Source organism: Sulfitobacter sp. R18_1 (assembly GCF_017743915.1).
GTDB classification, from domain to species: Bacteria; Pseudomonadota; Alphaproteobacteria; order Rhodobacterales; family Rhodobacteraceae; genus Sulfitobacter; species Sulfitobacter faviae.
In genome coordinates this window covers 115,697-129,216 of record NZ_JAGHRG010000001.1, presented here as the reverse complement: position 1 = coordinate 129,216, position 13,520 = coordinate 115,697, and the positions used below count along the sequence as shown (strand labels likewise).

17 protein-coding genes are annotated in these 13,520 nt (G+C 49.6%); 12 read left to right on the top strand and 5 right to left on the bottom strand.

Annotation, left to right across the window (positions count from 1 at the left end; all coding sequences use genetic code 11):
* Nucleotides 1–30: 30 nt before the first annotated feature.
* The gene (locus J7392_RS00875) at nucleotides 31–483 is read right to left on the bottom strand and encodes a hypothetical protein (protein WP_209215695.1); all 453 of its coding nucleotides are present in this window, start codon (nucleotides 481–483) and stop codon (nucleotides 31–33) included.
* Nucleotides 484–652: 169 nt separating this feature from the next.
* Between J7392_RS00875 and J7392_RS00870 the strand changes: the two genes are divergently transcribed.
* The 5 genes from J7392_RS00870 to J7392_RS00850 all read left to right on the top strand — a co-directional run bounded on the left by J7392_RS00870 (nucleotide 653) and on the right by J7392_RS00850 (nucleotide 3,808).
* Nucleotides 653–1,219: a hypothetical protein gene (locus J7392_RS00870; protein WP_209215694.1), complete on the top strand. Its 567-nt coding sequence runs from the start codon at nucleotides 653–655 to the stop codon at nucleotides 1,217–1,219.
* Between the two features lie 2 nt (nucleotides 1,220–1,221).
* Nucleotides 1,222–1,743, top strand: a complete 522-nt coding sequence (locus J7392_RS00865; RefSeq protein ID WP_209215693.1) for an ImmA/IrrE family metallo-endopeptidase — start codon at nucleotides 1,222–1,224, stop codon at nucleotides 1,741–1,743.
* 71 nt (nucleotides 1,744–1,814) lie between these two features.
* Nucleotides 1,815–3,104, top strand: a complete 1,290-nt coding sequence (cca, locus tag J7392_RS00860) for a hypothetical protein (protein WP_209215692.1) — start codon at nucleotides 1,815–1,817, stop codon at nucleotides 3,102–3,104.
* Nucleotides 3,101–3,289: a hypothetical protein gene (locus tag J7392_RS00855; protein ID WP_209215691.1), complete on the top strand. Its 189-nt coding sequence runs from the start codon at nucleotides 3,101–3,103 to the stop codon at nucleotides 3,287–3,289. The genes cca and J7392_RS00855 overlap by 4 nt, the downstream gene beginning before the upstream one ends.
* Nucleotides 3,290–3,319: 30 nt before the next feature.
* Nucleotides 3,320–3,808, top strand: coding sequence for a hypothetical protein (locus J7392_RS00850; protein WP_209215690.1), 489 nt, complete (start codon nucleotides 3,320–3,322; stop codon nucleotides 3,806–3,808).
* Between the two features lie 87 nt (nucleotides 3,809–3,895).
* Here the strand turns inward: J7392_RS00850 and J7392_RS00845 are convergent, their stop codons facing one another.
* Nucleotides 3,896–4,399 (bottom strand): hypothetical protein, encoded by a 504-nt coding sequence (locus J7392_RS00845; RefSeq protein ID WP_209215689.1) that lies wholly within the window; start codon nucleotides 4,397–4,399, stop codon nucleotides 3,896–3,898.
* 131 nt (nucleotides 4,400–4,530) lie between these two features.
* Between J7392_RS00845 and J7392_RS00840 the strand changes: the two genes are divergently transcribed.
* The 5 genes from J7392_RS00840 (at nucleotide 4,531) to J7392_RS24345 (ending at nucleotide 7,638) form a co-directional block, all read left to right on the top strand.
* A complete protein-coding gene (locus J7392_RS00840; RefSeq protein ID WP_209215688.1) occupies nucleotides 4,531–5,145 on the top strand; it encodes a hypothetical protein in 615 nt (204 codons plus the stop codon).
* A gap of 47 nt (nucleotides 5,146–5,192) precedes the next feature.
* Entirely contained in the window at nucleotides 5,193–5,696 is a 504-nt protein-coding gene (locus J7392_RS00835) for a hypothetical protein (protein ID WP_209215687.1), read from the top strand.
* 138 nt (nucleotides 5,697–5,834) lie between these two features.
* The gene (locus J7392_RS00830; RefSeq protein ID WP_209215686.1) at nucleotides 5,835–6,599 is read left to right on the top strand and encodes a hypothetical protein; all 765 of its coding nucleotides are present in this window, start codon (nucleotides 5,835–5,837) and stop codon (nucleotides 6,597–6,599) included.
* A gap of 100 nt (nucleotides 6,600–6,699) precedes the next feature.
* Entirely contained in the window at nucleotides 6,700–7,452 is a 753-nt protein-coding gene (locus J7392_RS00825; protein WP_209215685.1) for a cytochrome c biogenesis protein CcdA, read from the top strand.
* Between the two features lie 60 nt (nucleotides 7,453–7,512).
* Nucleotides 7,513–7,638, top strand: coding sequence for a hypothetical protein (locus J7392_RS24345; RefSeq protein ID WP_280634594.1), 126 nt, complete (start codon nucleotides 7,513–7,515; stop codon nucleotides 7,636–7,638).
* A gap of 79 nt (nucleotides 7,639–7,717) precedes the next feature.
* On the opposite strand, the gene J7392_RS00820 is transcribed toward J7392_RS24345, so the two are convergent.
* The 3 genes from J7392_RS00820 to J7392_RS00810 all read right to left on the bottom strand — a co-directional run bounded on the left by J7392_RS00820 (nucleotide 7,718) and on the right by J7392_RS00810 (nucleotide 11,578).
* Nucleotides 7,718–8,284, bottom strand: coding sequence for an RDD family protein (locus J7392_RS00820; RefSeq protein WP_209215684.1), 567 nt, complete (start codon nucleotides 8,282–8,284; stop codon nucleotides 7,718–7,720).
* A gap of 155 nt (nucleotides 8,285–8,439) precedes the next feature.
* Nucleotides 8,440–10,830, bottom strand: coding sequence for a S8 family peptidase (locus J7392_RS00815; protein WP_209215683.1), 2,391 nt, complete (start codon nucleotides 10,828–10,830; stop codon nucleotides 8,440–8,442).
* A 94-nt stretch (nucleotides 10,831–10,924) separates the two neighbouring features.
* On the bottom strand, nucleotides 10,925–11,578 hold the full coding sequence (locus J7392_RS00810; RefSeq protein ID WP_209215682.1) for a DNA methyltransferase: 654 nt from the start codon (nucleotides 11,576–11,578) through the stop codon (nucleotides 10,925–10,927).
* 658 nt (nucleotides 11,579–12,236) lie between these two features.
* Between J7392_RS00810 and J7392_RS00805 the strand changes: the two genes are divergently transcribed.
* Together J7392_RS00805 and J7392_RS00800 are read left to right on the top strand one after the other, a co-directional pair.
* Nucleotides 12,237–13,025 carry a DsbA family protein gene (locus J7392_RS00805; protein WP_247744443.1) on the top strand — a complete coding sequence of 263 codons (789 nt, stop codon included), beginning with the start codon at nucleotides 12,237–12,239 and terminating at the stop codon, nucleotides 13,023–13,025.
* Between the two features lie 209 nt (nucleotides 13,026–13,234).
* Nucleotides 13,235–13,426 carry a DUF1127 domain-containing protein gene (locus tag J7392_RS00800; RefSeq protein ID WP_209215681.1) on the top strand — a complete coding sequence of 64 codons (192 nt, stop codon included), beginning with the start codon at nucleotides 13,235–13,237 and terminating at the stop codon, nucleotides 13,424–13,426.
* The last annotated feature ends 94 nt before the right edge of the window (nucleotides 13,427–13,520 follow it).

The window sequence follows — 13,520 nt, the reverse complement described above, 5'->3', positions numbered from 1 at the left end:
TTCTTCCGTTTGTTTGGCGGTCCTGCAACGTCAGAAAATAGGTCGTCCAGCTACGTCCATAGTTCGCAGTGTTTCCTGCATCTCGATCTCTAGTTCGGACGCTAATTTTGTGAACTCTGCGTAATTTTCAGCGGCGGATAGCAATTTCCCAGTAATGGCATCTTTTCGGCTTACAGTTGTGGTCTGCGGCTCCCCAATGATGTCGAGAATGTAATCATAAATACCTTTGTACAGCAATATCTCTGCATTGATATCCTTGACTAGGAAGAGGGTCTTCCTAGCTGAATTTAAGCTGGTTACCAGGCGAGCTCTGTCACTTTCACTCATCTTGGCATTGCTATCATCCGCTAGGATGTTGTCATAGACGCCCTTCACTGCTTGTAGATCAATTTCCGTGAATTTTGCGGCGTACAATGCGAATTCATATTCGCCCATTGCGTCCATCAGGTCCAGCACGATGTCTACTTCGGTATCTAAGTCCATAAAGTTCTCTCCTTATTAGGATAACATATATGATGTGAAACAAGGCTTTTCTTTAAGCCTACTGAAATCACGTATTTTTAATGGATAGCGTCCTGCTCCCATGTATTTATTGCGCTTTCAACATGGCTGTTGTAGGGTGCAATGAGTAAATGGATTATGGATAAATCTGATGCCAACGCCAGCGCCTCGCAAATCATCTGAATCATCTGAAACATCCTTCTTAAATTACATGGCGTTTTTAGTAGGAATCTTTTTTGTGATTTTGGCGTACTCAACTTATGCATCGTATCATGCTGAAAATGAAGGTCGTCAACATAGGCCGGACTTTGCGACAGTTGCCGCCGTAGGCTTGATGGCTTCGGGGGCTGAGATCTTTCTCAAGTCTGGTTATGATCTCGAGGATATCGATGTTGACCTTCTGATCAGGGAAGGTGTTCTGACAGCGCCAGAGGCATTGGAGCTGGAAGCAGGGTATGCTTTACTTGAAGCTCCCAAAATCGTTCGTAAAGGCGGTGAATTCGGACCTATGCGCTACCTTATGGAGGTCAACGCAGGCCCTCTGGATGCCGACATTTGCGAGCAGTTCATTACGGCTCCCATGCCCTCAAGTCACTGGAAGACCGTCATTTACCGTAATGGAGTGGAAATCCAGAGTGCCTTGGCTGGTCAAAGCATGTCATGTCGGGGAACAGGGACTCTCAAGTTCGATTACCACTTCGCTATTTTGGATAACTAATCATGGATATTTCGGCGAGCCCAGCGTTCGGCTCACCCGCAAATTGGACGAAATCTGAAGTCCAAGCGTATGCGCTCAGTGTCCGCAAGAAGATCGGGTATCATACCGGATCGTCGGTGAAGGGGGTCATTCGTTACCTTGGTGGTGATGTTCACTACGCAAGGGATAGCTGCCGGTTTTCACTCATTGTCGAGGCCCGAGAGGACTTCATGGTGAACCTGTTTGCAGGCAAGTCGGTGGAGCAGGATAACTTCAGCCTGGCCACCCATATTGGTCGCTATACGATGCACTATGCCGGGGAGCCAATGCGCGTGCTTAAAGATCACGTCCCCTCAGAGCTTTCCCGGCAGACAATGAATGAGGCAGTCTGGTTCGCCGAGGAATTTATGATGCCGTCGGATGAGCTGCAAAGCGCATGGAGAGACCTAAGAGGCAACGTCGGTATGGTGGCCAAGCATTTTGGTGTAAGCCACCTTATTGCAGATTTAAGGACATCAACACTTGGTCCCGTAGCAGTCGGGTAGAACCATCATAGCTAGCGGGTTACTTTCGCTGGCGATCATATATTTGAACTACAGATTTAAGGCATTTTATTATGAGATCATATTTAGTTGGCGGCGCAGTTCGCGACACACTGATGGACATCACACCCAAGGATCATGACTTCGTGGTGGTTGGATCCACGCCTGAAGAGATGCTTTCCCGTGGCTTTGAGCAGGTTGGAGCGGACTTCCCCGTCTTTCTGCATCCCAAGACTAAAGATGAGTATGCCTTGGCGCGTCGCGAAAAGAAGACTGGTAGCGGATATACCGGCTTCACTTGCGAGTTTGGTACCGATGTTACCTTGGCAGAAGACCTTCGGCGCCGCGATCTAACGATCAATGCGATGGCCATGTATGATGACGGCTCCATCTGCGATCCCTTTGGTGGTCAGCGCGATATTGAGAATGGATTACTACGTCATGTAGATGCGACCTCCTTCGTTGAGGATCCAGTACGCGTGCTGCGTCTGGCTCGGTTCGCTGCCAGATACCCTCGTTTTAAGATTTCCCCACAAACTGTCGATCTTATCTATCAGATGGGGCGGGCAGGGACGTTGAATGAGCTGACCTCTGAGCGTGTTTATGGCGAACTTAGCCGGGCCCTGATGGAGCAAACGCCATCCCGCTTCTTCGACACCCTGCTTGAGTGTGATGTTCTCCATATTTTGTTCCCCGAGGTCTACGGACTTCTGTCGGCAACTGAATGGAAACGGCACCACCCGGAGGGGAATGCCTACGATCACACCATGCTTGTTCTCGAGGAGATGCGTGCCTCCGAGGATTGCGATCTTTGCGACATGTTTAATGCTCTCTGCCATGACTTTGGAAAGGCTGCGACACCGAAAGATATGCTGCCTCGTCACCCAGGGCATGAGGAGTACGGTCTGCCTATCATTGAGGGTTTCTTGGGCCGTCTGAAGGCGCCGAGCGACATCACCAAGTATGCCTTGCGTACAACCCGCTATCACATGCTGATGCACCGGTTCATCGATCTAAAGGAGATCTCGCCTAAGGGTGTCTGTAAAATGTTTGACGCCTCCTTGCATGGGGCGCCTGAGTTCGTGTCTAGGCTGATGCGCTTGGCCAAGGCCGATGAGCGGGGTCGTCAGGGCTGCGCTGCCAACAATGTTGACCACTTGCATGGCCTCGAACGCCTACACGATGCCTACACATCGCCTACATTTGCGGAGGTGATTGGTGACCGCAAATTGTCCGGCTCAGTCATCAAGACAGAGATGCAAAGGGCTCGCAACCTTGCGGTAAAACAGGCTTTTTCGGAGCTTAAGCGTGAGCTTCAAAACAAGTCTGACACTGAGGATTACGATCAGGGAATGAAGCTGTGAACCAAGAGATTTATGAACGTGGCCTGAGCTTCGCGCATCGGATGAATTTGGTACTCTCTGCCGAGTATGCGGATCTCCTCCTTGAGGAGGATGTGGTGATCAGCAGCGATGTTGATATGGATCACAAGGTCAAACCAAAGAGCAGAAGCCTCGAACGGATGCTTGCACGCAAGGGCAGAGCATAAGTTATTAGAACCCATAGATAGGAATAAATTATGAGAACCGAACCCCTTACTACCGATGAAGCTATGATGATCTTGAAGCGATCCATGTCATTTACAGAAGGCCGAACTGCCCAAAAGGTTGGCTACAACCTTGAACTAGCAGAGGTGCCGCGTAACCTGGCACAGCAAGCTTTCCTGAACCTGGATGATCAAGGCCGGGTCCCCACGAATGATGCTTTGGCTGATGAGCTGGTCGAGCTTCACAGTGCCTTCCTCAAGTCAGCTTCGGAAGAAGATCGTCAGCGCTGCTTTCTTCGCAAGGCAATCTCACATTCAGAGTCCGTAGACAGCAATAAGAAATGGGAAGAGCACTTCGCAAGTGAAATTGAGAAGGAGTTCGAGGTTCCGGGCGAAATCGGTGAGATTGCTATGCAAAAGACATCTGCTACGCTGGGGAGCAGATGGACAGATGATGTTGTGGAGGCCGCTCTTCTGAATATCCGGCAATTCAAGAATAATTCGTCTGCGCCTGCTCCATAGGGGCGTCCAGTACGATAGGCGGTGGGAAAGTAGGTCTTCCGATGGTAAAGCTGGCTAGCAGAACCCCTGCTAGCCAGCAACCTTAGCTCATTCGCTGTCCGGTCTTGGGCCATTTCCGTAGGCCACAAACCAGTACAAGAATAGGTAAATGCCCAGCGCGTGCCACAGACCAATTGGGATGCCGAAAATACCGTTAGAGCTAGCAAATCCGACCAAAGCGATGACCATAAAGAGACCTGAGATCCATGCGACAGGTGCTGACAAAATCAGCGTGATCACTTCGAACGGAACGATGCCAAGCTTCACCAGGCGGCTCTTTGAAGGACCATACTTCACATCAGACACCTTCGTAGCGGTCATAAGAAGCATTGCCGCGATCAACACGGGAATGATCAGCCCTTCACCAGGGTAGGAATGATATCGAGCCCAGCTTCCGCTTGTCTTCTCAAGTAGAACCACAAAGTGCGCAATCACAAGCGGGAAGAATGCCCAATGCGAAACCAAGATGGGGAGACTTAAGCCCATGCCGGGGCTGTCCCTGATCTTCAGGAGGAGATTGCGTTTAGCCTCGGTAGCCTCTGTGTTGCTCATGATAAGGTCCTTAATTCAATACAGGTTTAGGATAGTTTGTGATGTAACGGCATGCAAGTAAAAGAGCAGAAGTTCGTTAATTCTTGGTTTGCTTCATCATATTTTATTGGTGGATATCTAAGTAGGTTGGCATGAACATTGCCAGCCTAAAACCCTCCACATATCGGACTGTCCGCCTAGATAAACTGAGATCACATCCGTGGGCGCGGCTGGCTCAAAACGCCATCTTCTTGGTCCCTACAGAGTTCCTCCTGAAGATATCCTGTCAAAACCCTACGACGCATACCGATCTGGGAGATGGGGATGTGGGAACGCTTCCGACCGATGAGGTGTGGAGCCGGATCCTTGCGGAGGGCATGAATGATCCCTTGGTTATCATATTTTCTGTACCCAGAGACAGATCGGTAAAGTCAGCTACCATTCGTCTCGAGTCTGGCAACCACAGGATCGGAGCCGCTCTAGAGACCGGGTTCACCCATCTTCCGGTAATCGGCCTTATGCAGGCGAACCCTCTCTGTCATACCGGTAACGGGGACCATGTTTATCCATTTGAGCGGAAACTGATCGATGACTGGTACCAGAGGGGCGGCCGCGATCCCCACCTCTATGAACCGTATCCACATCCAATAGATTTGAGAGCATTAATAAGCTCTGACATGTCTGGCTTCCCGGTCGTTCCCGCATTCGAACTAGATGTCGTCAACGAAGGGGATGTCGATCTGATTTTCCGACATAGAGAGTTGTAATTTACCAGATTTTCGTCATATTGGACCCTTAAAGCAAAGGTGTTATTATGAGATCCGAAATTATTAGCAAAACAGAATTCAAGCGCGCACAGTCGCGGGCTCTCGCGGTGGCTGAAGAGTTCGAGGTGAGGGAGTTTGGTTATCAACTGGCCATCTTGGAGGTTCCCCGTGATATCGGCCAGAAAGCGTGTGATACGTTTGAAGAGACCTATAAGGTCAGCCTGCGCGACTATCCCTTCCATGATAGTGATGGTCTCTACGAAATTGTAAGCAATATGCATGCAGAGTTTCTGAAGAATGCATCTGAAGAAGAGCGGCGCCTTTGCTTCGCTATGAAGGCTATCGTTGTCACCGAGACAATGCATGATGACAAAAAGTGGGAAGATTCCTTTGGGGCGCAGCTGGCAGAGGAGTTCGGTGTGTCCCAAGATCTCGGCCGTGAAATTATGCATGAAACGCAGCCTGATGGCGGGCAGCCCTGGGTCAACCTCGTCGCGAAGAATGCTGCTGAAAAGGTTGGCGAAGCTTTAGATAAAGCGCCCGCTCCCTAAGACTTGAGATCATATTTGGAAAGCGAATGGACCGCAGGCCTCTAATTATGGCTTTCGGTCCATTTTTTGTTGTATATTCCATCTGGAATATATTTTATTTATGTGATATCGGTGGATAAAAATAGAGAGACGGAAATTATGCAAGAATTCCTTAATGTCATATACAACATCACGCTTTTTGCGATGTACTTCTTCATGCCCGTATGTGCGGGCTACATCCTAATTACTGAGAAAAAGGTTACATCGATACCTTTCCAGGTCACGCCTTTGAATGTGGCATTTGGGATCATCAACGCCTTATTGGCGATTTCAGGCATATGGTTGGCGGCAACGTTCTTCCGAGGGTTTACCCCTCCAGGCTTCAGCGCAATGGATGCTGATGGCCTTAAAGACACGCTCAATGCGGTGTCTTACAATATCTCCACCTTCAAAGCCTACCTTTCGTACCTAGATAGCACGCTCTTCTCATGGGTATCCAATATAGAAGGTAAAGGGGCCAGAATGGCAGACGCCTTCCAGTCTCTTTCTCTGGTATTCAAGGTTTTTGTCATTTTCGTAATAGGCGCCCTTCTTTTGTCATTGAGCGTGATTGCAGTCAAAACGCTGTATATGATCACAGACACTTTGTTCGGTAAGAGCCCTTATAGGGTTACTCCAGATGACATCAAATATGATCTTGAACTCATATGGATGCTTCCATTGCTGTCGATGACCTACCTGTTCGAAGTCGTGCTCTTTGCGCTTATTGGTCCCGCCTTGATGCTTCTGATTATCCCAAGCTTCGTCGTATTGGCGATGGGCGCAGTGATGGTGGCCATATTGATAGGCGCTATCGCCGTTTTCCTTGTGGGAGTTTCTTGGTATGTACGTACGAGTGCTGAGGTGAACGGACGCAATTGGTAAGAAATCAGTTTAAGCGCTCGTAAACGAAGTCCGGGTTGCACTTTCTTGTGATTGGCAATCCGGCCTTCTTCCATTCATATGATCTCCAAAGAGGAATCTTATGTTTGGAATTGAATTAGTCGACGCAAGTCTTCTCCCCGCTATTTTTGTAGCACTCGTCGCAGGTATTATCAGCTTTCTAAGCCCCTGTGTTCTCCCCATCGTGCCTCCCTATCTCGCTTATATGAGTGGTGTCTCCCTTCAGGAGATGTCTGATGCCGCCAAAGCTCGAAAACGGGCCATAGGAGCTGCTCTCTTCTTTGTTATGGGGCTGAGCACCGTATTCTTGATTTTGGGATTCACAGCGTCGTTTCTGGGATCCTTCTTCTTACAGAACCAGCTAGCCTTCACCCGAGTAGCGGGCGCCATCGTTGTGATCTTCGGATTGCACTTTCTGGGCGTCTTCAGGATCCCGTTCTTGGATCAGGAAGCTCGCCTGGATGCAGGTGACAAAGGTGGTTCGATGGCGGGCGCCTATGTGCTTGGGCTCGCCTTTGCCTTTGGTTGGACACCATGCATTGGTCCCCAGCTGGGCGCTATCCTATCTCTGGCCGCCACAGAGGCCTCTGTGATGCGCGGAACGCTTCTTTTGGGGGTCTATGCAGCTGGACTGGGTATCCCGTTCCTTCTGGCTGCGATCTTCATTACCCGGGCCATGAGTATCATGACAAGGCTGAAGCGGCATATGAAGACTATAGAGAGGGTGAGTGGGGCCTTGCTGATCGCTGTTGGTATCGCATTGGTGACCGGTGCGTTTTCCACCCTGTCATTTTGGCTTTTAGAGACCTTTCCGGCTCTCGCCATGGTGGGGTAGCGTGATATTGAATAACTCTATCAGGGTGAGTATAACCCTACTGAGGTAAATGTTATCGAGATGACGCTAAGAGATAATGATTTGATCGAAAAAGTTAACCAAGACCATGCTGATAAGCTGGCTGAGGAAAGGGCAAAAAAATTGAATCTGGAAGTAATATTAGCGACTTCTAAAGAGGCAAACTGAAGACCCAAGAGGATGCGAAAAAATACATATCCAATGTCATGTCCGGGAAAGCCCACCCGGACATGACATTGATTTCATATCACGCCATGCTAGCTGGCGCGGTAGCAGGCTCCTGCACAACGTTGTCTTTAATCACGAGTGTGTTCGCGATCTTGTCATGAAGGCCCTGTTTCTTTTCTGTCCAAGCAGCCATGAAGAAGCCGAAGAGCAGTATAATCTGGGACAGGAACTTACTGAAGAAGCGTCCTGTAGCACGGCCAAAGCTGATCGGTCTGCCGGACATATCAGTTACCTTGATCCCCAGCGCCATCTTACCCAAGGTAGCCTGCTTACCGGAGCTTTCCATGCTCGCGAAATAGACCCACGGTACTAGGATTTGTGCGCAAATGGCTAACGCCTCCCCGAGAGGTTCTCCCGGCAGTAAAATATAGATAGCGACGATCACGACGAAGCCAACAATGCTTACGACGATGCTGTCGAGTAGCATCGCGCAAGCTCTGATCCAGAACCCAGCATACCTCGCCCGATCTCTGCTGTCGGTACCTTCCTCTGAAGGTGATTTGGAAACAGTGACGATGATTGCGATAATTGCCGCAACCACCAAAAATATGACGATGAGGCCTGGTAGACCGATGTTGTTGAGCACTTTGAAAATCCCTCCGCTTAATGCAAAATGACTGTATCTAGAGTGCTTCATTAATCAACGAATTTTGTCAACCTTGAGGCTACAGATAAAAAAGTGATGCAATACCGACGCCTGAGATAAAGCGTGCGGTATCAGGTAGGCGCCTCGAAGCCTGATTAAAACCTTCTAGAGAGATCGAATCTGAAGTAGGCCTGCGGTTCCGGGCCGGTAGAGCGATACCCTCCGTGAAGAAGAAGGCTTGAGTGGGCATCGCCTAGGTCACTCTCGTAAGAAATTCCAATGTCATACGGTCTTTCTGGTGACGATACATCAATGCTTGATACCGTTCGCTCTACCGATTTGGTCGAAATCCCATTTTCGGCTGCTGTCCGGGCGACTGGCATATCAACACTAATGTTGCCAGATCTTACAAGAAGGGGGGATGCTAAAGAGGCAGTTAGTCGACCCTCAAAACCCATGAAGTTTTCTTTGGACAGAGATATCTTTCCGGAAGCGCCTGAGAGGTCCTTCCCACCTGTGATCAATCCTTTTTGAGTGAAGTTCGTTAGACTGCGAGTTCCGGAAACTTCGATTGAACTGTCTTGAGATAGAGCGAAACTGCTGCTCATCTTCAGGTAATCGGTCTGAGATCGTGTGCCATTGCCAGCTGCCCCAAAAAACTGGCTGCCTAAAACTGAACCGTTCTCGGTTACTGACCCAACCTGCGCAGAGAAAGAAGAAGAGTCGAACTTAGCTTCCATGCCTAGGGTCGTTGAAAGGAATGATGCGTCCTGATCAGCACCCGAAAGACCCGCCATGAAGGACGTGTTTGCGCCTAAGCTGAAAACATACTCTGCCTCATAATCGCTTTCTAGATGCGTCAGAGGGTCATCGCTCTTGCTAGTTAGGCTATCCGACACTTCGCCTTTGGAGATACTGTAAGCCAAATTATTATCATCATATTGAATACCGAAGCCACGCGCTGATGAGATTGCAAATAGATTCTCCCCGAGTTGTGTTCTCGATATGGGCTTACGGTTTGTCATCATTGCCGGTTTAGCGACTACAAGGGCATCGGCAGATACGTGAAAACCTCTGCCGTAACGATCACCCACCATGAGATTCTCGTTTTCTAAAGTGGACACCAACATTGGGGCAAGCGCAGTGCTTGCATAGATGGCGCTATCTTTCAGAGAGGATGCTCCGGCTCGGATGTCTTCACCGAGGTAGACCATGAGATCGCCTTGCGGAGATTGGGCTTCTTCTAAGTTCAAGAAACCGCGTCCGTAGACTGGATCCGTTCCCGCGTCGCCGAGGTCAATCGCGGTGTCAAACAGGATGTTTGAAATTTCCGGGGCAGTTAGCTCGGGAAACTGGCTTCTTAGGACAGCTGCGGCGCCAGAGATCATCGGTGCAGCCATAGACGTGCCACTTTTCCTTACCCACTGACCGTTCAGCTCAGCGGACATGATCTCCTCTCCAGGCGCTGCCATGCAGAACTCCATAGCAACCCCACAGCGGTTTGAAATTTCAGAGATGCGTCTGCCGGTATCTGTCGCAACGGCTGCGATAAAATAACCTTGATATTCGGGCAAGTGAACTGGAATTCCCGCCGTCGAAGCTACCTGGTCCACCCCGTCGTTCCCGGCGGAATGCACCATCAAGATATCGCTCGCAACAGCATTGTCGAACGCTTCTATCGTCGAACTTCTGAAGCTGCTCAGAAAGTCAGTGCGCCCCGAATATTCGGTGATAAGTCTTTCTGATCCATTGCTTTTTACCCGTGCCCAGCTATTGTTGATGACACCCACCCCGGCAGCAGCCGAGCGATTGATGGAGTCACCCCAGTAATCTATTGAACTGATGGATTCTTCGTCTCCCGTTGGAATCCCCCGAAAAATGACAAGCTCAGACCCAAAAGCGACACCATGGTTTCCCTGATTGTTCTTTTTCCCGGCAATGATACCCGCCACGTGCGTGCCGTGCCCATGACGATCTTCAAAATCATTGCTGTCGGTACCTTTTATGTAGCTATAGCTGTTCTCTAGGTCTATTTTTCCGGTGAGATCTACATGGTCTGTATCGGCCCCCGTATCTAGTACACCGACTTTAACGCCATGCCCCTGAGTCCCGCGCGCATATATTGATGCGGCGCCGACAAGCTCAAGTGACGGGTCAAACCCGCCATACTCAGGTGTCCTAAAATACTCTGCATCTCCGGAAATAGTAAATCCATTATCCCAGTGATCAGGAAATTCAGGGTCGTAGGCAAATTTTCTGCGCTGTTTTTCCTTGCGTATGTTTTTGGTCAAAGTGAAGGCAACAGCCACACCAGCACCTATAAACGCGGCTGTGACAGCTGTGCCCGGAGAGATATTGAACCGACTTTTCTCTTTAGAGGGCTCTAGGGCGGCCAGATGCTGATCAGAATACTCGTGATCTGAAATATGATAGCCATCAATGCGATCCAATGTCAGCGAGCTATTGGTCTCACTGGCATGTGCGGTACTAGCCTGGATAAATAATATTACTGTAAAAATAGTCTTGAAAAAATATGAAGATCTCATCTTTGTCTCTTTTGACCTGCCGCATCTTCTTGTTACCCTACCGAAATTGACGTCGAGTTAATTCTTCGTAGCGCCTTATGTAGGCGCCGTAATATTATGTCTGAATATCAGGATCGCCTTTGAGGTCTGAGCCAATAAAGAGGCGGTCTGTCTTCTGGCAGCAGTCGAAAACTGACCAACCTCCGCTTGCTGGATCCATTACCAGGTCACCTACAGAGGTGGTTGCCTCAATCAGTGCTGTCTGTAACCCATGGGGCTTCGCATGAGCATGGGTTCGCTTTACCTTTTCAGTCCAGACATCAGGGATATTACGAACGGTCCACACACCCTTGGCGCGTTTGGGTTTTTTCTGAAAGATCATGAGGTACTCTGACTTGCGTCGTGTCCGGTGACCCATGCCTATGCGGCCCTTGTCCCAGGTTACCATGTCGACCGGCTCGAGATCAGTTCCTTCAATCCATGGCAGCACGCCTTGGACGACGTGGAACTTGTCGATCCATAGCATTAGGTGGCCCGATGGAGCCAGTACGCGGTCGATCCCCTTGATGAACTCCAAGATTATATCTTCAGGCATCTGGGGCAGGGCGGCCCGAGCTTTTTGACGCTCTCCTTCATTGCCGTACTTGAGCTGATCCAATACGCCTCTGTATTGAGGATCAAAGAAAGCAAGTTTAACAGCGCAATCCGGAACTGAGGAAATAAGATCACGTCCATCCATCATATTTTTTTGATTTAATAATTCTTTCATCAGGTCACGCCCCATAAATGTAGAGGCCAACTCTATCGAATGCTGGTTTCCTACGAATTAATGGACGTTTCTCATTGGGTCACTTTCAATTGGTCGGGGTGATACTTTCAATTGGTCGGGAGAATGGCGTCATGTCCTGTCTAAAAATTGTCTCAATAATAGCTTAAAATTACCCAAAAAGAGCTTTCGGAGCATACATAGTTACGTGGACACACACGAGGCTTATAAAATGACTGAGGAAACTCTCAGAACCAATTATCACGGGGAAACTCTAGCAGAACGCAATCAGCGACGCCGATCAACAATCAAGGCTCTCATAACCACTTCCGGCATGGCAGGGATATATTGCGCGGCGGCCGTTATCCAATTTTTAACTTATACGGACTCTATTCACGCTGTGGCGAGTGAAAGTGATCGAGCATTGATGCACGTCATGATTAGTGTGCCAGTATTCATATTTTTCACGATCTACACGGAGTCGTACATATCACGCTGCCGAGAGTCAGAAGGTTGGAACCAAGAAAATATGAGTTCCAGCTCCAAGATTAACCGCCGTTAAACCTGTCGTTGATATCGTCCCCGTCAGGAAGCCGGGGGCAAGTGATTGCAAAGTAATCGCCAACGGCCGCACTAAGAAAACTTGAAAATGGATTATTCAATGAAAAGTACTTACAAGAATATTTTGGGCGCACTGCCGCTCCTGTCGCTTGGCATGGTAGGGCTGGCTGGCACTCCAGCGACTGCTCAGTCGCCAATCAACACGGGGCCCGCGACCGACTATGTGGACTACCAAGAAGAGTTTGCTCAACGCGTCTATGAAGCGATCCTGGCGAACCCTCAAATCGTGTTTGAGGCCATCGACATCGCACGCGAGCAGGAAGCGGCCGAAAAGGCTGCTGAGCGAAAGGATCTGATCCAGAAGCTTTCTCCTATGCTGGTTGAAGATCCCAACGCTATCGTACTGGGTAATCCAGATGGTGATGTGACTGTTGTCGAGTTCTATGACTACAACTGCCCTTACTGCAAGAAGGCCTCACCCGAGGTGAAGGCTCTGATCGCAGCTGATGCGAATGTTCGCGTTGTGATGCGCGAGTTCCCGGTTCTGGGCCCCACCTCAGATGAGGCTGCCCGGGTTGCCCTGGCTTCCCATGCTCAGGGTCGCTTTGAAGATGTCCACCATGCTCTCATGGAACACAAAGAGCGCCTGAAGGAAGGCGATGCACTTCGTATTGCAGAAGACCTTGGTCTGAATATGGGTCTGCTGGAACAGGATATGGAGGTCGAGGACATTGATCGTCATATCGACATCTCCAAAGAGATCGCCAGAATTCTGGGTATCAATGGCACGCCATCATTCGTTATTGGAACTGAAATCGTTCCCGGTCTGGCGGATGTCGACAGACTTCAGGAGCTGGTTGATGCCGTCCGTGATGACAACAAAGAATAACTCTTTGGATGGTGAGCAATCACCATCCTAGGGAAACAAGACACCGTTAAGGTGCCTCAACAACAACTGCGCGATGCTCCCCGGAGTGTCGCGTTTTTTGTTGCCTCATGCGCTCAATGCATGGCGGCCTTGCAATAATGGCGGTTACTTTATGTGGTGGGCAAGTATAGATGACAGATATTCATTGATTTCTTTTTCGGAGAACCCCCATGACATCAAGAACAGCACCACTCACGTTTTCCCGTTATCATAAATTTGGCTTCGTCGTAGCTATCTTTGAGGCTATCGAGCTTCGCCGTCAGCGCCGCGCTCTGGCTGAGATGCCAGATCATCTACTTAAAGACATCGGCCTGACCCGTGAAGAGGCCAACCAGGAAGCACAGCGTCCGATCTGGAGCTGAGAACACCGCTCGCAACCTCGCAGGGATTGCGAATGGCAGCCCGCATGCAGCCTGGTGCTCATGCGGGCTTATTTTATGGTGCGACGATTTATTC

Coding starts and splice junctions, on each gene's coding strand:
- J7392_RS00875 (WP_209215695.1), bottom strand. CDS start 483: ATGGACTTAGATACCGAAGTAGACATCGTGCTGGACCTGATGGACGCA.
- J7392_RS00870 (WP_209215694.1), top strand. CDS start 653: ATGCCAACGCCAGCGCCTCGCAAATCATCTGAATCATCTGAAACATCC.
- J7392_RS00865 (WP_209215693.1), top strand. CDS start 1,222: ATGGATATTTCGGCGAGCCCAGCGTTCGGCTCACCCGCAAATTGGACG.
- cca (WP_209215692.1), top strand. CDS start 1,815: ATGAGATCATATTTAGTTGGCGGCGCAGTTCGCGACACACTGATGGAC.
- J7392_RS00850 (WP_209215690.1), top strand. CDS start 3,320: ATGAGAACCGAACCCCTTACTACCGATGAAGCTATGATGATCTTGAAG.
- J7392_RS00845 (WP_209215689.1), bottom strand. CDS start 4,399: ATGAGCAACACAGAGGCTACCGAGGCTAAACGCAATCTCCTCCTGAAG.
- J7392_RS00840 (WP_209215688.1), top strand. CDS start 4,531: ATGAACATTGCCAGCCTAAAACCCTCCACATATCGGACTGTCCGCCTA.
- J7392_RS00835 (WP_209215687.1), top strand. CDS start 5,193: ATGAGATCCGAAATTATTAGCAAAACAGAATTCAAGCGCGCACAGTCG.
- J7392_RS00830 (WP_209215686.1), top strand. CDS start 5,835: ATGCAAGAATTCCTTAATGTCATATACAACATCACGCTTTTTGCGATG.
- J7392_RS00825 (WP_209215685.1), top strand. CDS start 6,700: ATGTTTGGAATTGAATTAGTCGACGCAAGTCTTCTCCCCGCTATTTTT.
- J7392_RS24345 (WP_280634594.1), top strand. CDS start 7,513: ATGACGCTAAGAGATAATGATTTGATCGAAAAAGTTAACCAAGACCAT.
- J7392_RS00815 (WP_209215683.1), bottom strand. CDS start 10,830: ATGAGATCTTCATATTTTTTCAAGACTATTTTTACAGTAATATTATTT.
- J7392_RS00810 (WP_209215682.1), bottom strand. CDS start 11,578: ATGAAAGAATTATTAAATCAAAAAAATATGATGGATGGACGTGATCTT.
- J7392_RS00805 (WP_247744443.1), top strand. CDS start 12,237: ATGAAAAGTACTTACAAGAATATTTTGGGCGCACTGCCGCTCCTGTCG.
- J7392_RS00800 (WP_209215681.1), top strand. CDS start 13,235: ATGACATCAAGAACAGCACCACTCACGTTTTCCCGTTATCATAAATTT.